Origin of the sequence: Ferruginibacter sp., assembly GCF_014377975.1 — a bacterium.
Taxonomy (GTDB): domain Bacteria; phylum Bacteroidota; class Bacteroidia; order Chitinophagales; family Chitinophagaceae; genus Ferruginibacter.
Genome location: NZ_JACMOO010000108.1, coordinates 1 through 14,935, shown reverse-complemented (window position 1 = coordinate 14,935; position 14,935 = coordinate 1). Strand labels below are relative to the sequence as shown.

Annotated in this window: 10 protein-coding genes; 3 read left to right on the top strand and 7 right to left on the bottom strand. The window is 39.6% G+C overall.

Annotation, left to right across the window (positions count from 1 at the left end):
- Window positions 1-415: 415 nt before the first annotated feature.
- From H7254_RS06395 to serA, 4 genes are all read right to left on the bottom strand, one after another.
- Window positions 416-844 (bottom strand): two-component regulator propeller domain-containing protein, encoded by a 429-nt coding sequence (locus H7254_RS06395; RefSeq protein ID WP_301932181.1) that lies wholly within the window; start codon window positions 842-844, stop codon window positions 416-418.
- 74 nt (window positions 845-918) lie between these two features.
- Window positions 919-2,166: a lipopolysaccharide assembly protein LapB gene (locus H7254_RS06390; RefSeq protein ID WP_301924156.1), complete on the bottom strand. Its 1,248-nt coding sequence runs from the start codon at window positions 2,164-2,166 to the stop codon at window positions 919-921.
- Between the two features lie 215 nt (window positions 2,167-2,381).
- The gene (locus H7254_RS06385) at window positions 2,382-3,695 is read right to left on the bottom strand and encodes an AAA family ATPase (protein ID WP_301932180.1); all 1,314 of its coding nucleotides are present in this window, start codon (window positions 3,693-3,695) and stop codon (window positions 2,382-2,384) included.
- A 74-nt stretch (window positions 3,696-3,769) separates the two neighbouring features.
- Window positions 3,770-5,008: a phosphoglycerate dehydrogenase gene (gene serA, locus H7254_RS06380; protein ID WP_301932179.1), complete on the bottom strand. Its 1,239-nt coding sequence runs from the start codon at window positions 5,006-5,008 to the stop codon at window positions 3,770-3,772.
- Window positions 5,009-5,064: 56 nt separating this feature from the next.
- Between serA and H7254_RS06375 the strand changes: the two genes are divergently transcribed.
- Window positions 5,065-6,363 (top strand): serine hydrolase, encoded by a 1,299-nt coding sequence (locus H7254_RS06375; RefSeq protein ID WP_301932178.1) that lies wholly within the window; start codon window positions 5,065-5,067, stop codon window positions 6,361-6,363.
- A 101-nt stretch (window positions 6,364-6,464) separates the two neighbouring features.
- Here the strand turns inward: H7254_RS06375 and H7254_RS06370 are convergent, their stop codons facing one another.
- Complete coding sequence (locus H7254_RS06370; RefSeq protein WP_301932177.1) at window positions 6,465-7,745, bottom strand: nucleoside recognition domain-containing protein; 1,281 nt, start codon at window positions 7,743-7,745, stop codon at window positions 6,465-6,467.
- 462 nt (window positions 7,746-8,207) lie between these two features.
- On the opposite strand from H7254_RS06370, the gene ychF reads away from it, so the two are divergent.
- On the top strand, window positions 8,208-9,308 hold the full coding sequence (gene ychF, locus H7254_RS06365; protein WP_301932176.1) for a redox-regulated ATPase YchF: 1,101 nt from the start codon (window positions 8,208-8,210) through the stop codon (window positions 9,306-9,308).
- Window positions 9,309-9,384: 76 nt separating this feature from the next.
- Here ychF and H7254_RS06360 read toward each other — a convergent pair whose 3' ends face one another.
- Together H7254_RS06360 and H7254_RS06355 are read right to left on the bottom strand one after the other, a co-directional pair.
- On the bottom strand, window positions 9,385-10,617 hold the full coding sequence (locus H7254_RS06360; RefSeq protein ID WP_301932175.1) for a fasciclin domain-containing protein: 1,233 nt from the start codon (window positions 10,615-10,617) through the stop codon (window positions 9,385-9,387).
- A 46-nt stretch (window positions 10,618-10,663) separates the two neighbouring features.
- Window positions 10,664-13,387 (bottom strand): TonB-dependent receptor, encoded by a 2,724-nt coding sequence (locus H7254_RS06355; RefSeq protein WP_301932174.1) that lies wholly within the window; start codon window positions 13,385-13,387, stop codon window positions 10,664-10,666.
- A gap of 136 nt (window positions 13,388-13,523) precedes the next feature.
- Here H7254_RS06355 and H7254_RS06350 point away from each other — a divergent pair, with 136 nt between their 5' ends.
- Window positions 13,524-14,453 (top strand): phosphoribosylaminoimidazolesuccinocarboxamide synthase, encoded by a 930-nt coding sequence (locus tag H7254_RS06350; RefSeq protein WP_301932173.1) that lies wholly within the window; start codon window positions 13,524-13,526, stop codon window positions 14,451-14,453.
- The last annotated feature ends 482 nt before the right edge of the window (window positions 14,454-14,935 follow it).

The window sequence follows — 14,935 nt, the reverse complement described above, 5'->3', positions numbered from 1 at the left end:
AGGTATAGCCGAAGATGCACATTATGTTGTAGAAAAAAGACCGTTTTATACAACACCTGATGGATTGGGTAAAGCAGAGATGAAATTATTTTCGTGATTTTAATTTTGGGAGGGATTACTCTGAAAAATCAGTTTCTTTATCCTTAGTGGCCGGGGCATCTTGAAGCGCCGTATAAATCGAGCCTTTCAAGTGCGGTTCCTTGAGGGTCTTGGAGTGATAGTTCCTTTGCTTACGCTACTCTACGCCGCTGTTTTTATTTTGTCAGCGCTCAGTTATTGTTAATCTGTTTGATATTTTTTTACTTTTAACATCTAAGATAACAAGCCCACCAGGTAAAAATGTCGACCACTTGCCGATGCCGAAAAATGTACCGCCTGAAGCACAATTCCATCTTAAAATTCCCGGCTATACGCATTATTTCTGATCCGCTTTACTTTTAAAGTCCGTGATGGTATTTGCTTCATAACGGTTCAACCCATATACCATAGTGCCAAACCAAATACTTTCATCATTAGCTTCTAAAATCCCAAATATCCTTGGTTTATTACCTTCATATTTTGACATTATTGCGGTTACTCTGGGCTTTTTACCGGTCAATGACTTTTCATCACAGCGGGAAAGTAAACACCTCCCTTCATTAGCTCTTTGTGAACTAGTCCAAATGTTTCCTTTTCTGGCTTCGTAGATATAACCTATAAAATTTTGCGTAAAATTGGTAAATGTACTGCCGTCATAACGCCAACAGCCATCAGCTGCACCCAGCCAGATATTGCCTTTTTTATCTTCAATTATCGAACGAACATTCTTAAAAGGTTTGTCCTTATGGGTGAAAACGGTGAGCAACGCTCCGTTTTAAAAGCGGGACAAAAAAGACCTGTGCACTTTTTTTACTGTTTAGAAATATTAATATTCCACCCTTATCTGAAAATACCCACCCAACTATTAATGACGAACAAAACAATAAATATTGCGCCGATAACAATGGCGACATTGAGGTTTATAAATGAAAAAATAACTGTCAGTAATCCCAATGCAACCAATATCATTGCTATTTTATTTTTGCCGGAATAAGCCGTAAAAGAAAGCGGGTATTGAATATTACCCAAAGGTAAAGCGATAGCCCAAAATGCAATGGCAGCAAGCATTAGGGGTGGATATATTTTTCCGGGAATAAGTACATAGGCAATGCAAAATGCGGCAAGTCCAATTAACAATGAACCCACAACCAGTATTGCTGTCCATCGTTCAGTAGTATCAATTGCATGTTTTCCATCTTTATGAAATAAAAGAAAAAAATTAGCCAGCGGATGGATCAGCCAGGTGATTAAAACAAATAACAGGTAAAGCCCTAACAGGATAGAGCCAATAGTTTGTGTGGCATCATTGGATTGTAAAACTGAGGTAAAAATCCGAACGGTAAAATATAGTCCCAGCGGAATGGCCCACCTGGCTTTTTTACCCTTATTGTTTATCCAGAAACTATACTGCAGCAGCCATCTGTAAGGCGGAATGGAAGATTTCAACGCTTCCTTTAAACCACGGCGTGGATTATTATTATTCGGGTTAATCCTTAATGCCTCCCGAAAGTGGCTGGCGGCAATTTTGTTTTTTCCTTTTTCCAGATAATTCCACCCAACTGTTGAATGGGTAAATTCATTATCCGGCTCCTGCTCCAAAGCATATTGCATCGTAGCAATGGCTTCATCTGTACGTTTTAGTTTATTGAGGGCAACGCTGCGGGCATTTAAACAGGTAATATTTTCCGGGTCAATTTTAAGTCCCTCATTGGCTTTTTGAAGTGCCTTTTCAAACTGCTTTTCTTCAACATACACAAGGGCAAGCAAACCATAAGTTTCGCAAAACCAGGGGTTCAGTTGCATTGATTTTTGCAGGTGTGCGGCAGCCAGTATATTTTCGTTTTTTCGGTAATAGCCAAAAGCCAGCAAATAAAAATAATAATGGTTGTCAGGGCTAATTGCAATAGCACGAAGGGTTGTTTTGATGCCTTCATCAAATTCTTTTTTATCAAAAAAACAACGGGCATACATTGCCAGTGCCTCATCATTATCCGGGTTTTGCTGTAAAGCATTTTTTAACTGGCTGATGGCATCATTTGCACGACCTTGTGTTAAAAGTAACCCGGCTCTTTCAATGTAAGGATCCATTATTAAGTTATGAGTTATGAGTTATAAGTTATGAGTTGTGACCGGTGAATTGTTGATTGTGATTGATGAGTTGTAATGAATGAGAATTATAAATAACTATTGTGGTAAATAGCGACAGTAATTATGGTGTATAAATTTTAGTAAATTATTTCAGGTGTCCATGCCAGAGAATCTTATAACTCATAACTTATAACTTATAATTCATACCTGCTAACTTACTTCCTGATTTTCAGGTACTTCAAAATATCATCATACAAACCCGATTCATTGGAGTACAAAGCATAATTTCTTGCAGACGAAAACCATTCTGTTGTAGTGGGTTTATGTTGCTTTACTGCAGCCAGTAAATCCTTGGTAGTTAATACCTGTATGCTTCCTTTACTCATAGATTCTCTTAGCTTTTCCTCTACCGCAATATCAATCACTGCATTTAAATCGGCCCCCGAATAATCTGCTGTAGCGGAAGCAATTTTTTTAACATCCACCTCACCAACAGGTTTTGTCAGTAACATAGTCTGTAATATATTTATCCTTGCAGCTTCATCCGGCGGGGCTACAAATATAATACGGTCAAATCTGCCTGGTCTTCTGAAAGCCGCATCCACACTCCACGGAGCATTGGTAGCCGCTAATACCAGCACTCCTTCATTGTTGCTGGCAACGCCATCCAGTTCTGCTAAAAACTGGTTGATGACATGCCGCATGGCTGACTGTTTTAAGTCGCTTCTGCTTGCACCCATTGCATCCACCTCATCAAAAAATAATACGCAAGGTGTATTGCGTCTGGCCAGTTCAAAAATTTCATGTAGATTTTTCTCACTGTTGCCAATCCACATATCCAGGATATCATGTAAACCGATATTAATAAATTTGGCATCAATTTCACCGGCAGTGGCTTTGGCAATAAAAGTTTTACCACAACCGGGCGGACCATACAATAAAATACCGCCACCACTTTTTTTACCAAAAGCTTTATAGAGTTCAGGATTTTTTAGTGGCTGAATGATCTTCATGGAAATTTCTTCCTTTACTTTTTCCATACCACCCACATCATTAAATTTTAGCAATGGTTTCTCCATCAGATATTCCTCATCATCTAAAAAATCGAAATCATCACCGGGTATATCATTTGCAGAAGACGTGCGTAAATGACTGTCGATTTCTTCATCTGCAAAACCGGGGTTTAATGCCAGCACCTGCTGGTAATTGCTTTGAGCCTGTTCCATTGAATGTTCTTTTATCAAACATTTAATGTATAGCAACTGATCGGCTGTAGCGATATCATTTTGCATTTGCTCGTACACAATAATAGCCGCAGTATATTTTTGCTGGTAGTAATAACCAGCCGCCAGGCCAGCCTGGGCCTTGGTATTACCATAGCTCCGTTGTAACACTTCCTGGTACTGCTTTGTAGCTTCTTCATATTTATTTTCTGCCATCAGCATACCTGCTACCTGTAAACGCAAGGGCAAATTTTCGGGGGATACCTCCAAAGCTTCCAGTAAATTTTTTATAATTTCATTCGTCATACGTAGAAGTTATGTTAAAAGTAAAACAGAAAAAGGCTGTGCTGATAATTAGTTATTAATTAACAATTAAATTCTTAGTACAACATTCTTACCTTAATAGTATCTTTTACGTTTCTCAACAATTCCAGTGCATTATTACTGAAGCTTTTGTCTACATCCAGTACCGCATATCCAATAGCGTCATTGGTTTTTAAATATTGCCCCAGGATGTTTATTTTATGTTTGGATAATTGTGTATTTATTTCAGAAAGTACACCGGGTACATTTCTGTGAATGTGTAATATACGATGCGTTCCTTCCTGCGGTGGCAAACTTAGCGCAGGGATTGTGTGAGATCCAAAACTGATGCCTTTCTCCAGGTAATTAAATAATTTGGCACTAACATCATCCCCAATATTTTGTTGTGCTTCCTGCGTACTTCCACCAATATGTGGTGTAAGTATTACATTGCTTAGTCCTTGTAAAGGACTTGTAAATTTATCGCCATTCTTTTCTGGTTCTAATGGAAAAACATCAATAGCAGCACCACCTAATTGCCCTTCTGACAGCGCTTTTGCCAATGCATCCAGGTCAACCACTTCGCCACGGGCATAATTAATCAATATCCCACCTTTTTTAAAAAATTTAAGGATGTTTTTATTTATCAGGTTTTTTGTACTGGCTGTTTCGGGCACGTGCAGGGACACTATATCTGACACCGATACAAGGTCTTTTAAAGTTTTTTTAGCGTCCGCATTGCCCAGTGGCAGTTTTGTTTCGGAATCGTAAAAAATCACTTTCATACCTAAACCTTCCGCAAGTACGCTTAACTGGCTGCCGATATTTCCGTAACCAATAATACCCAGGGTTTTGCCACGCAACTCGTAACTGCCTGCCGCATCCTTTTTCCAGATGCCTTCATGTGCCGCCTTGTTTTTATCAATAATTTTTCTGATCAGCATAATAGAAGAACCTATTACCAATTCCGCCACGCTTCTTGTATTGCTGTAGGGAGCATTAAAAACGGGCATGCCGTGCGCAGTTGCCGAAGCAAGATCTACCTGGTTAATGCCAATACAAAAACATCCGATGGCCTGTAATTTTTCTGCTGCTTCAATTACTTTGGCCGTTAATTTTGTTTTGCTCCGAATGCCCACCATGTGTACATTCTTTATTTCTTTTATTAATTGCTCTTCGCTGAGTGCGCCATTAAGCTTGCGTACATTGGGGTAACCCTTGTCATTAAAATATTTTACAGCTACATCGCTTATATTCTCTAAAAAAAGAATATTAATTTTCTCTTTTGGATAACTTGTTAATTTTTTATCTGCCATGAATTTTACTTCTTATTTTGCACAAAGATATTCTATCTATTTCTTAATATTTTATGATGCCGTCAAAAAGATACGTTTTAAACATTGTTACAACCGTTATTTGCAGCAGCAGATGCTTTGCAGTTTTATCCATCGCTTTGCTGATTGGTTCCTGTAATTCTGCCGCCCATAAAAATATGCCTCTTGTTAAAGACAGCGTGCTTTCTCTGCTTCCAGACAAACCAATACCACTAACGGATGCAGAGACGTTGCGGTTATACAATGGTTGCAGGGAGTGGTACGACCATGCCTTAAAATCAAGTGGCTTTAATGGTGGTATTTTGGTAGCAAAAAACGGCAATGTAGTTTTTGAAGCTTACAATGGCAATGCGCATTTAAACCGTCATGATGCAATTGATTCACTCACTTCTTTTCACATTGCGTCTGTTTCAAAAACTTTTACCGCAATGTCTGTTTTAAAATTGCAACAGGATGGTAAACTGAATATTGATGATTTGTACAGCAAATACTTTCCTTCCTTTAATTATCCGGGAGTAACTATCCGCAGTTTACTGAGCCACAGAAGCGGCTTACCCAATTATTTATATTTTATGGAAACATTGGGTTGGGATAAAAAAACGCTGATAAAAAACCAGGATGTACTGGACTATTTAATTAACCGTAAAGCAGAACTGACCAATATCTCATCGCCTAACACTCATTTTACTTATTGTAACACTAACTATGCTTTACTGGCACTGCTGGTTGAAAAAATAAGCGGTACTAATTTTCCCAATTATTTACAGCAAACTTTTTTTATACCACTACAGATGAAGCATACTTTTATTTTTAACAGCCTGGACACATCGAAGGTGAATCCCAGTTACGATTGGCGGGGCAGGATTATTCCGTTAGGTTTTTTAGATGGTGTGTATGGAGATAAAAATATTTATACCACACCAAGGGATTTATTAAGATGGGACAGGGCATTAACGGGTGGCAAAATATTTACACCGCAAACTTTAGAGCAGGCCTATGCTCCTTACAGCAATGAGAAGAAAGGAGTTAAAAATTATGGGCTTGGCTGGCGGATGAACATTTTTCCCAACGGTAAAAAAACTATTTATCACAATGGCTGGTGGCATGGCAGCAATGCCGCTTTCCTGCGCCTTTTACCCGATTCTGTTACCATCATTATTATAGGAAATAAGTACAACCGCAATATTTATCATGCCAAGGAACTGGCAAATTTATTTGGCGATTACAATGGCCAGGGTGGCGAAGAAGATGAAACTGAAAATAGTAAAGTAAAAGAAATATTATTGCCGGCTGGTGCTGGCAGCACTCAGGCAAAACAACCTGCTGTTCATAAATAAAGTGTCAGGGTTCATCAAAAATAAAAGGGTAGAGGTAAAAGTAAAAGCACCGGTAAAATTAAAGTGGCATTGCGGACAGGTTAAAAAGCAACCGGATTTTTTTATAAACTGTTTCCAAAAAATAAATAACATAAAATAACAGAAGTAATAATACCCGCAAGATCGGCCAGCAACATGGTGCCGATAGCGTACCGGGTGTTTTTTATATTTACAGATCCAAAATATACAGCCACCACATAAAAGGTAGTGTCTGATGCTCCCTGGAAAATTCCGGATAACCTGCTTGCAAAAGAATCGGGCCCAAAAGTAATCATGGTACTCACCATCATTCCCCTGGCCGCACCGCCACTTAAAGGCCTTATTAATGCAGTGGGCAATCCATCTACAAAACGGGTGTCAGTGCCAAACATCGCAAAAAAATGTTTCATGCCGCTGATAACTGCATCAAACGTACCGCTTGTCCTGAGCATACTTACTGCCACCAGTATCCCCAATATGTAAGGTATAATACGAATGGCCGTATTAAAGCCATCTTTAGCACCTTCTACAAAAGCAGCAAACAAATCTATCTTTTTGTACATCCCGCCCAGCACTATCAATAAAAAAACAAGTAAGATCAAACCGTTGCTTAATTTACCCGAAAACAATTGTATACCGGCAGCATCAAGCCTGGTTACATAATATACCAGGAAGGCAATGATGGCAGAAATACCAAACACCCAGGCTAAAATTACGGGCTGAAATAAATTAATTTTCTGCTTAAAAGAAACGATGATCATGGCAACCATGGTACCCACAAAGGTTACAATCATACAAGGCAAAAAAACATCTGTAGGATCAGATGCTTTTTGAGCCGATCTTATCGCAATAACACTAACAGGAATTAAATTTAATCCTGCGGCATGTAAACATAGAAACATGATCTGCGAATTGGAAGCGGATGCTTTGTCTGGATTTAATTCCTGTAAACTCTCCATCGCTTTTAATCCAAATGGTGTAGCAGCATTGTCTAATCCGAGCAGGTTGGCCGAAAAATTCATGATCATGTGGCCCATTGATGGATGTCCTTTGGGAATATCGGGGAAAAGTTTGGAAAAGAAGGGGCTGGCAATTTTTGACAAAAGCCTTATCCCGCCTGCTTTTTCTGCAATGTTCATGAACCCGATAAACAGTGCGAGAATACCAATCAGCTTTAAACAAATATCCACTGCTATCCAGCAGGTTTCAATAATGCCGTCTAATTTGAGTGGATTGGCAGCATCCGCCGCTTTGCCGCTTACCATCCACATAAATATCTGCGAATCTCCTAAAAAAAAACATTTGATACCTGCAACAGTGATTGCGATAATAATAAATGCTGACCAAATTCTACTTAATGCCATGAGGATAATTGGTAATTAGTATTTAATAATTAGTTGATAAATAATTAATAATTCATTATTAATTATTGGTAGTTGCCGTTCGTATTAATTTTCACTTTTCCGTTTTCACTATTGACTGGTCACAACACGTTAGTTCAAGCTATGGACTTTAGTCCAAGGCTTTAGCTTCTACAAACTTCTAACAATCGCTTTGATAACAAAATAAGAAGAATGGCGAAGCCTCCATATGGACTTTCAGTCCTTCTTCAACCTATGGGTTTTTAACCCATAGTATTTGAGTATTTCAAAATTTACGCAGTCACAAAATAGCGTTTTATCCTGAAACCCGATATTTGAATGCAAACCTTACCTTTGCAGCGCAAAAAAAACTTTCAACATTCCGCTTCATCACCGCAAACAACAATAACAATTATTATCTATCATCTCACAACTATCATCTAACAACTTTCAACTTTCAATAACATGGCTTTAAAGGCAGGCATCGTGGGATTACCCAATGTAGGAAAATCAACTTTATTTAATGCAGTAAGCAATAGTGCCAAAGCACAGGCGAGCAACTACCGCTTTTGTACCATTGAACCCAATACAGGGCTGGTAAACGTACCTGACCCGAGAATAGATAAACTGGCAGAGCTGGTACAGCCCATCCGTACTGTACCTACACAAATTGAAATTGTTGACATCGCCGGACTGGTTCGGGGTGCCAGTAAGGGTGAAGGTTTGGGCAATAAATTTTTGGCCAATATCCGCGAAGTGGATGCCATCATTCATGTGATCCGTTGTTTTGAAGATGAAAATATTTTAAGGGATGAAGGACCCATCAATCCGCTGAGCGATAAAGAAATTATTGAAACTGAATTGCAGTTGAAAGACTTAGACAGTGTTGAAAGAAAAATATCCCGTACAGAAAAAATGTTGAAAACAGGCGATGCCAAACTAAAGCTGGAATACGATGTTTTGCTGCGGTGTAAAGATCACCTGAACCAGGGCAAAAGTATCATCTCCATGGGTTTATCAAAAGATGAAAAAGAAGCCATTGCGGAAAATTTTTTCCTGAGTGATAAACCTGTTTTATATGTTGCCAATGTAGATGAAGCAAGCATGCATACCGGTAATAAATTTTCTGATGCGCTGGTGGCTGCGGCTAAAGCAGAAAATTCTGAAGTGATTGTGATGACAAACGCAATAGAATCTCAAATTGCCGAGCTGGAAGATCCGGACGATAAAGCAATGTTTATGGACGAATATAAAATGAAGGAACCCGCATTGGACAGGCTTATTCATTCTACTTATAAATTACTAAATCTTTCTACTTATTTTACCGCGGGCGTACAGGAAGTAAGGGCCTGGACGATACACCATGGCTGGAAAGCACCACAGGCTGCAAGTGTTATCCACACTGATTTTGAGAAAGGATTTATTAAAGCAGAAGTGATAGCTTACCTGGATTTTATTACCTATAAATCGGAAGCAGCCTGCCGGGAAAATGGCCGGTTAAGAATAGAAGGAAAAGAATACATTGTTCATGATGGAGATGTGATGCATTTTAGGTTTAACGTATAAAGCCTTACTTACTTCAAATAAAATAATTAAAAAAGGGCTTCATGAAATGAGCCCTTTTTTATTGTTTTGCAATTTATTATTGAGGTAGCAGCACCTGGTCAATTTTGTGCAATATCCCGTTTAAATAATTCTGATCACTGGTTCCCACAGGGTCAGGAAGCAATGGGGAAGCATTGATGATGATATTGGCCGCAGTTGCATTTCCAACTCCTTTAACAGTAGCAGCACTTACAAAAGGAACACCAAATACAGCCGTTAAACCAACGCCCGGATGTGTGGGTATTGCTCCGTTTAAAAGTGTTGGATAATACGTTGTAGTAGTAGGGAAATTATTGGTATAAGCCTTGTTTCCAAAAAGATGGTACACTACAATTCCCTTAACAGTTTGTGCAGTTAAAACACCAAACAATGCGGGATTACTAAATACCGTTGGGGAAGACGCCAATGCACTTGCTGTATTAAAAGTATCTCCTCCGGCAGGATATCCTGCTGCTACCAACGCCTTGTAAATAGCACCGGTAAGCGTTGCCCGGAATGCCGCATCCGTTGGAGCAAACACGGTAAGATTGGCCCCGATATTTAATAAAGCACCATATAAAGTGCCGGGCGATGCTGTTCCGCTGTCTGCACGGTTGATGGCGGCTTTTAAATACGTTAAGCCAGTATCAGTGCTTATTCTGTTCCACAAAAATCTTTGGGGTGGCGTAACAACAAGGGCGGTATGGTGTATCACACCGTTGGCTGCAGCCATGTCTACCGCTGTTAAAGGAACATTATTTAACCAGGCACCATTGCGTGTGGAAGGAAAGGTAGTAAGCCTCAATAATGCACTTACAGAAGGTGCCGGATTTAAAATAGTGGGATATTGTAAATTTGGAAATGTACCAGGAATATTTGCTGAAAGTAAAGACTGTGACGCTATATTATAGCTAACTATTCCTACTGCAGTTGAAGCCGGGATGTAGGCAGAAATGAACCCGGAAAAAACTGCATCGGGAGCCTGCAAAGGAATCTTTCCGCCGGAGATGGCATTGATGAAAACCTTCATCGCATTATTATCCGGCACAAACATCGTATAAGTGGCAGCCTTATTATTGATGGTGGCAACCAAACCCGCTTTAGTAATTAAACGGTAATACAAACTGTCTGTTGAAGTGGCAGCAATGGTTTCGCCCAGGGCATTGCCATTAGGTGGCACCACCGGCGTTTCTGTAAACTGCTCCAGGCCTTTATTACAGGAAGCTATAATCAGCGTTGCTGCTACAATTAGCAACAAATTAATTTTTAATATTCTGTTTATATATTTCATACAAAAAGTTTTATTTTTTAGTAAGCATTAATTGCGGGGCTAATTATTAATAAACATTATAACCAAAACTGAGATAGTATAAGCCACCAATACGGCTGTTACCAACTGCATTATAATAATATTGATTCAGTAAATTGTTGGCACCCAATTTAATGATAGATTTTGTTTTTGGAAGTTTATAACTTACCTGTGCATCCACTGTTTGTACAGCAGGTAAATTACCATTGGCTAAATCTCCCTGAAAATAAAATGCATCCTGCCAGCGATAAGCCACGGCAAAACCCACCCGATTATTTTTACCAAAACCTGAGTTGGCAAAAGTGGCGTTTACTTTATATTTGGGAGAGTTAAAGGACGCAATAAAATTAGTGGGTACATCCGTTAAATTATCTGAAGCCGCGTTTACACTAACTGAATAATTGCGGCTTAATTTATAATCCAGCCCTATACCAAAACCATAGGTTTTTACTTTTGAAGTGGAGTTGACAGGCACAGAATAAATTTGCCCCGTATCAGCATCCGCCGGCGATACAGGCGATCCGGTGCGTGATTGAACCACTACCTTTCTTGCAAGGAAATTAGTGTACTGTCCATAATATCCATAAATATCAAGCAATAGTTTTGAATCCATTATTAAACTTTTGTAGCCTGCTTCAAAAGAAGAAATGGCTTCAGGTTTAAGCGTGGTAAAATTTTGCAGAACAGTTTTACCTGCCTTTAAAGAATCTCTGTCGTAAGCAGGATTGGTATCAAAATGATAAATATTTCGAAACGCTTCGTTGCCACCGATCAGTTTATAAGATACCAGGTCAAGATTGATCCATTGCATTTGGGTAGAAGGAAAACGGTAAGCGGTTTGGTAAGATAACCTGATATTACTGTTTTCAGCTACTTTAAATACTGCAGTAATCCTGGGTGTAAAACGGCCTTTAAAATTTTGATTTTTATCGTACCTGGCAGAAGCCGTTATTTTAACACTGTTTGTAATTGCCCTGGATGCCTGTATAAAAGCGCCCATTTCGTTAATGCCTATTGTACCTGCCGTATCGGCAAATAAAGTACCCTGAGAATTCAACACATATCTTTTATAATTGCCACCAACAACAATATCAGCAACAGATTTGGTTACGGACGATAAATCGTAACTGCCTTCTGCGGCATACAAATTAGTCCGGTCTAACAAAGCACCGCCCTTTGGTACAGGTATTTTTCGAACCCTGTTATAGATATCATTAAATTCAGGAGTTCCCACAACAGGCCTTCCAACATCCGCAGTTGCCCTTGCAGCCGTGTGCGCATCTACATCCGTTGCGCCACCTAATTTAGCCGCCAAAAAAGCCTGTCCGTATTGCGCATACCAACCTGTTGAACCGCCACTGGGTTTCCATGTTTCATTAAAATTTTGAGTGGTAGCAGCGAGGTTATAAGATTCGCCTGCATTTTCCTGGGTGGTATATGCCCTTACCATCCAGTTTTTATTATTGAGTTCCAGCTTGTACTGACCCATTTTAAAATCCTTGATAGAATACCTGGAAGCACCTGTGTAGATGGTGTTTCCGGTACCCCAGTACGCAGCAAGAATGGCTTCTGTACCAGGCGTTATTTTATAATGAAAAGAAGCACCCAATTTAAAGTTGACTGTATTGGGATCTATAATTTGCTGCTCTGTATAACCGGTACGGGATACATTAATTGGTTGCCTGGTTAAAGTACTGATAAAGGGAGCTAAAAAAGGAGCCTGCCCAGCCACACCATTTAATACCTGTCGGATATCTGCGGTAGTTTCATCACCAAAAACATTTACACCATCATAGTTTGGATCTGTAGCCCTTGTGCCAGCCTTCAGTTTTCCGTTCGACCGGTCGTAGTCACGGTAATCGGTTCCTATCCAGTCTTTAGCCTGTATTAATTCAGTAGTTATTTTAAAAGCAAATTTATCAGATACTTTTACACCCCATCTTAAAGCCCAGTTGTGATAAGGAGATGGCGACCGCTCACTTCCATCCGTATGCATAATTCCTTCTTTCACCGTAAAAGACAAGCCCTGGTATTTAAATGGATTTTTACTGGTCATCAGTAACGTACCATTCATACCGCCCGAGCCATATAAAGCCGAAGAGGCGCCGGGCAATAATTCAATATTATCCACATCCAGTTCATTTAAACCAATGATGGCACCAACAGAAAAGTTAAGACCGGGTGCCTGGTTGTCCATTCCGTCTACCAGTTGGTTAAACCTTGTATTACCACTACCGCCAAAACCACGGGTAGTAGGGGTTTTAAATGTAAGAGAAGACGTGGTAACATCCACCCCTTTTAAAGTGCTGATCACATCGTAAAAATTTGCCGCAGGTGCATTGCGGATATTGGCTGCACTTAATCTTTCGATAGACACCGGAGATTCCAGTATTTTTTGAGGAACCCTGGACGCAGATACTACTACTTCCTGACCCAATGAATTCGTTGGCTCCAGGTTAACAGTAACCGTTTGTGCAGCATTGGCAACTTCAATTTCCTGCAAAGCAAATCCTACAGAAGATATGATTAACGTAACCGGCAATTTTTGATTTACAGAAATTTTAAAATTACCCCTGTCATCTGTAAACGTGCCGGCCTCTGACCCTTTTACAGTAACGGAAACTGCAGAAAGACTTTCATTATTTATGTGGTTAACAACAAGTCCGGTAATGGTATTGATTTGGGCGAGGGCATCCATCGTAATAAAAGAAGTTAATACCAACGTGGATAGATAGGTTACAAGTTTTTTCATACAGCAATGTTTAGTTAGTAAATATCGGGAAAATAAGTATTGCTATGGTGGTTAGAAATTTTATTTATCACGCAATGTTGAAATCTTATTTAGGGGTAAATTGGGTGATTAAGCCAGTTGCCTGTAATTTAGCCTTATGGCAACATTTAATTTTACCGGACAAACAAATTTTTATAGCGGAAAAGTAAGGGACGTTTACACCATTGCGGATCAATGGCTGGTGATGATAGCAAGCAACCGGATTTCTGCATTTGATGTAATACTTCCAAAAGCAATTCCTTACAAAGGACAGGTATTAAACCAAATAGCTGCTTACATGTTAAAGGCAACAGAAGATATTTGCCCTAACTGGCTACTGAGTGCACCTGCGCCTAACACGGCCATTGGAAAAAAATGTATTCCGTATAAAGTAGAAATGGTTATCCGCGGAAACCTTACAGGCCATGCCTGGCGTACTTATCACGGTGGCAATACCACATTGTGTGGCATCACCATGCCAGATGGCATGAAGGAAAATGATTTTTTTCCGGAGCCCATCATTACACCCTCTACCAAAGCAACTGTGGGCCACGATGAAGATATCAGCAAAGAAGATATCATTAAAAAAGGCATTGCCACAGAAGCCGACTATGCGGTACTGGAAAAATATACGCAGGAACTTTTTGAAAGAGGTAAACAACTGGCTGCCAAACAAGAATTAATATTGGTAGATACCAAATACGAGTTTGGAAAAATTGATGATACTATTTATTTAATGGATGAAATACATACCCCCGATAGCAGCCGTTATTTTTATGCGGATGGATATGAAGAAAGACAAGCCAAAGGCGAACGCCAAAAACAACTGAGCAAAGAATTTGTAAGAGAGTGGCTGATTGAAAATAATTTTATGGGCAAGCAAGGCCAGGTAGTTCCGGAAATGACAGACGAATGGATCAGCGTTATCAGCAACCGTTACATTGAGCTGTATGAAAAAGTGATTGGCGAAAAATTTGTTCCGGAAATATTGAGTGATGACGAAACTTTTAACCGTATTAATGCAGCTTTGCGGGTGCTGTCGTTGTAAAAATAACTCCGGTAAAATACAACTTTTTTTTAATAATTTTCGATATAGAAAGCCTGTGGCTTCCTGCCTTTCCCTCACTAATGCGCCTAACTTTATTTCACGTACGATTCTGTAAAAGTCTTGGGCTGAAATGCTTTTGCTACCTCTACAAGGTTGGTTCGTGACATAATCCTGGTTGCATATTTCGAGATCATTTGCTGTTATCTTCTCCAACTATTTTATTGAAGTACTGCTGGTAGTTCCTAACCCCCTGATCATTTTTACAAAAAAGCTAGCTGCCGCACAAGCAGTTTACAGGGTAGCGCTTCATTAATTTCACGGCCATTAGTATACACTTTTTGTCCATAGCGTATTTGCTGAGGCAGATGCCTTGTACCTGATTAAGGCCGGCAATATAATGCGGCAGGCTGGTATACACTGGATACTGGCTGTTGAAGTGTAGCGTGTAAAGGATGCAGGAAGGTGGCTTCCTGCCATTTTTT

Excerpts from the sequence above, each read along its gene's own strand:
- H7254_RS06390 (WP_301924156.1), bottom strand. The coding sequence starts at position 2,166 with ATGGATCCTTACATTGAAAGAGCCGGGTTACTTTTAACACAAGGTCGT.
- H7254_RS06385 (WP_301932180.1), bottom strand. The coding sequence starts at position 3,695 with ATGACGAATGAAATTATAAAAAATTTACTGGAAGCTTTGGAGGTATCC.
- serA (WP_301932179.1), bottom strand. The coding sequence starts at position 5,008 with ATGGCAGATAAAAAATTAACAAGTTATCCAAAAGAGAAAATTAATATT.
- H7254_RS06375 (WP_301932178.1), top strand. The coding sequence starts at position 5,065 with ATGCCGTCAAAAAGATACGTTTTAAACATTGTTACAACCGTTATTTGC.
- H7254_RS06370 (WP_301932177.1), bottom strand. The coding sequence starts at position 7,745 with ATGGCATTAAGTAGAATTTGGTCAGCATTTATTATTATCGCAATCACT.
- ychF (WP_301932176.1), top strand. The coding sequence starts at position 8,208 with ATGGCTTTAAAGGCAGGCATCGTGGGATTACCCAATGTAGGAAAATCA.
- H7254_RS06360 (WP_301932175.1), bottom strand. The coding sequence starts at position 10,617 with ATGAAATATATAAACAGAATATTAAAAATTAATTTGTTGCTAATTGTA.
- H7254_RS06355 (WP_301932174.1), bottom strand. The coding sequence starts at position 13,387 with ATGAAAAAACTTGTAACCTATCTATCCACGTTGGTATTAACTTCTTTT.
- H7254_RS06350 (WP_301932173.1), top strand. The coding sequence starts at position 13,524 with ATGGCAACATTTAATTTTACCGGACAAACAAATTTTTATAGCGGAAAA.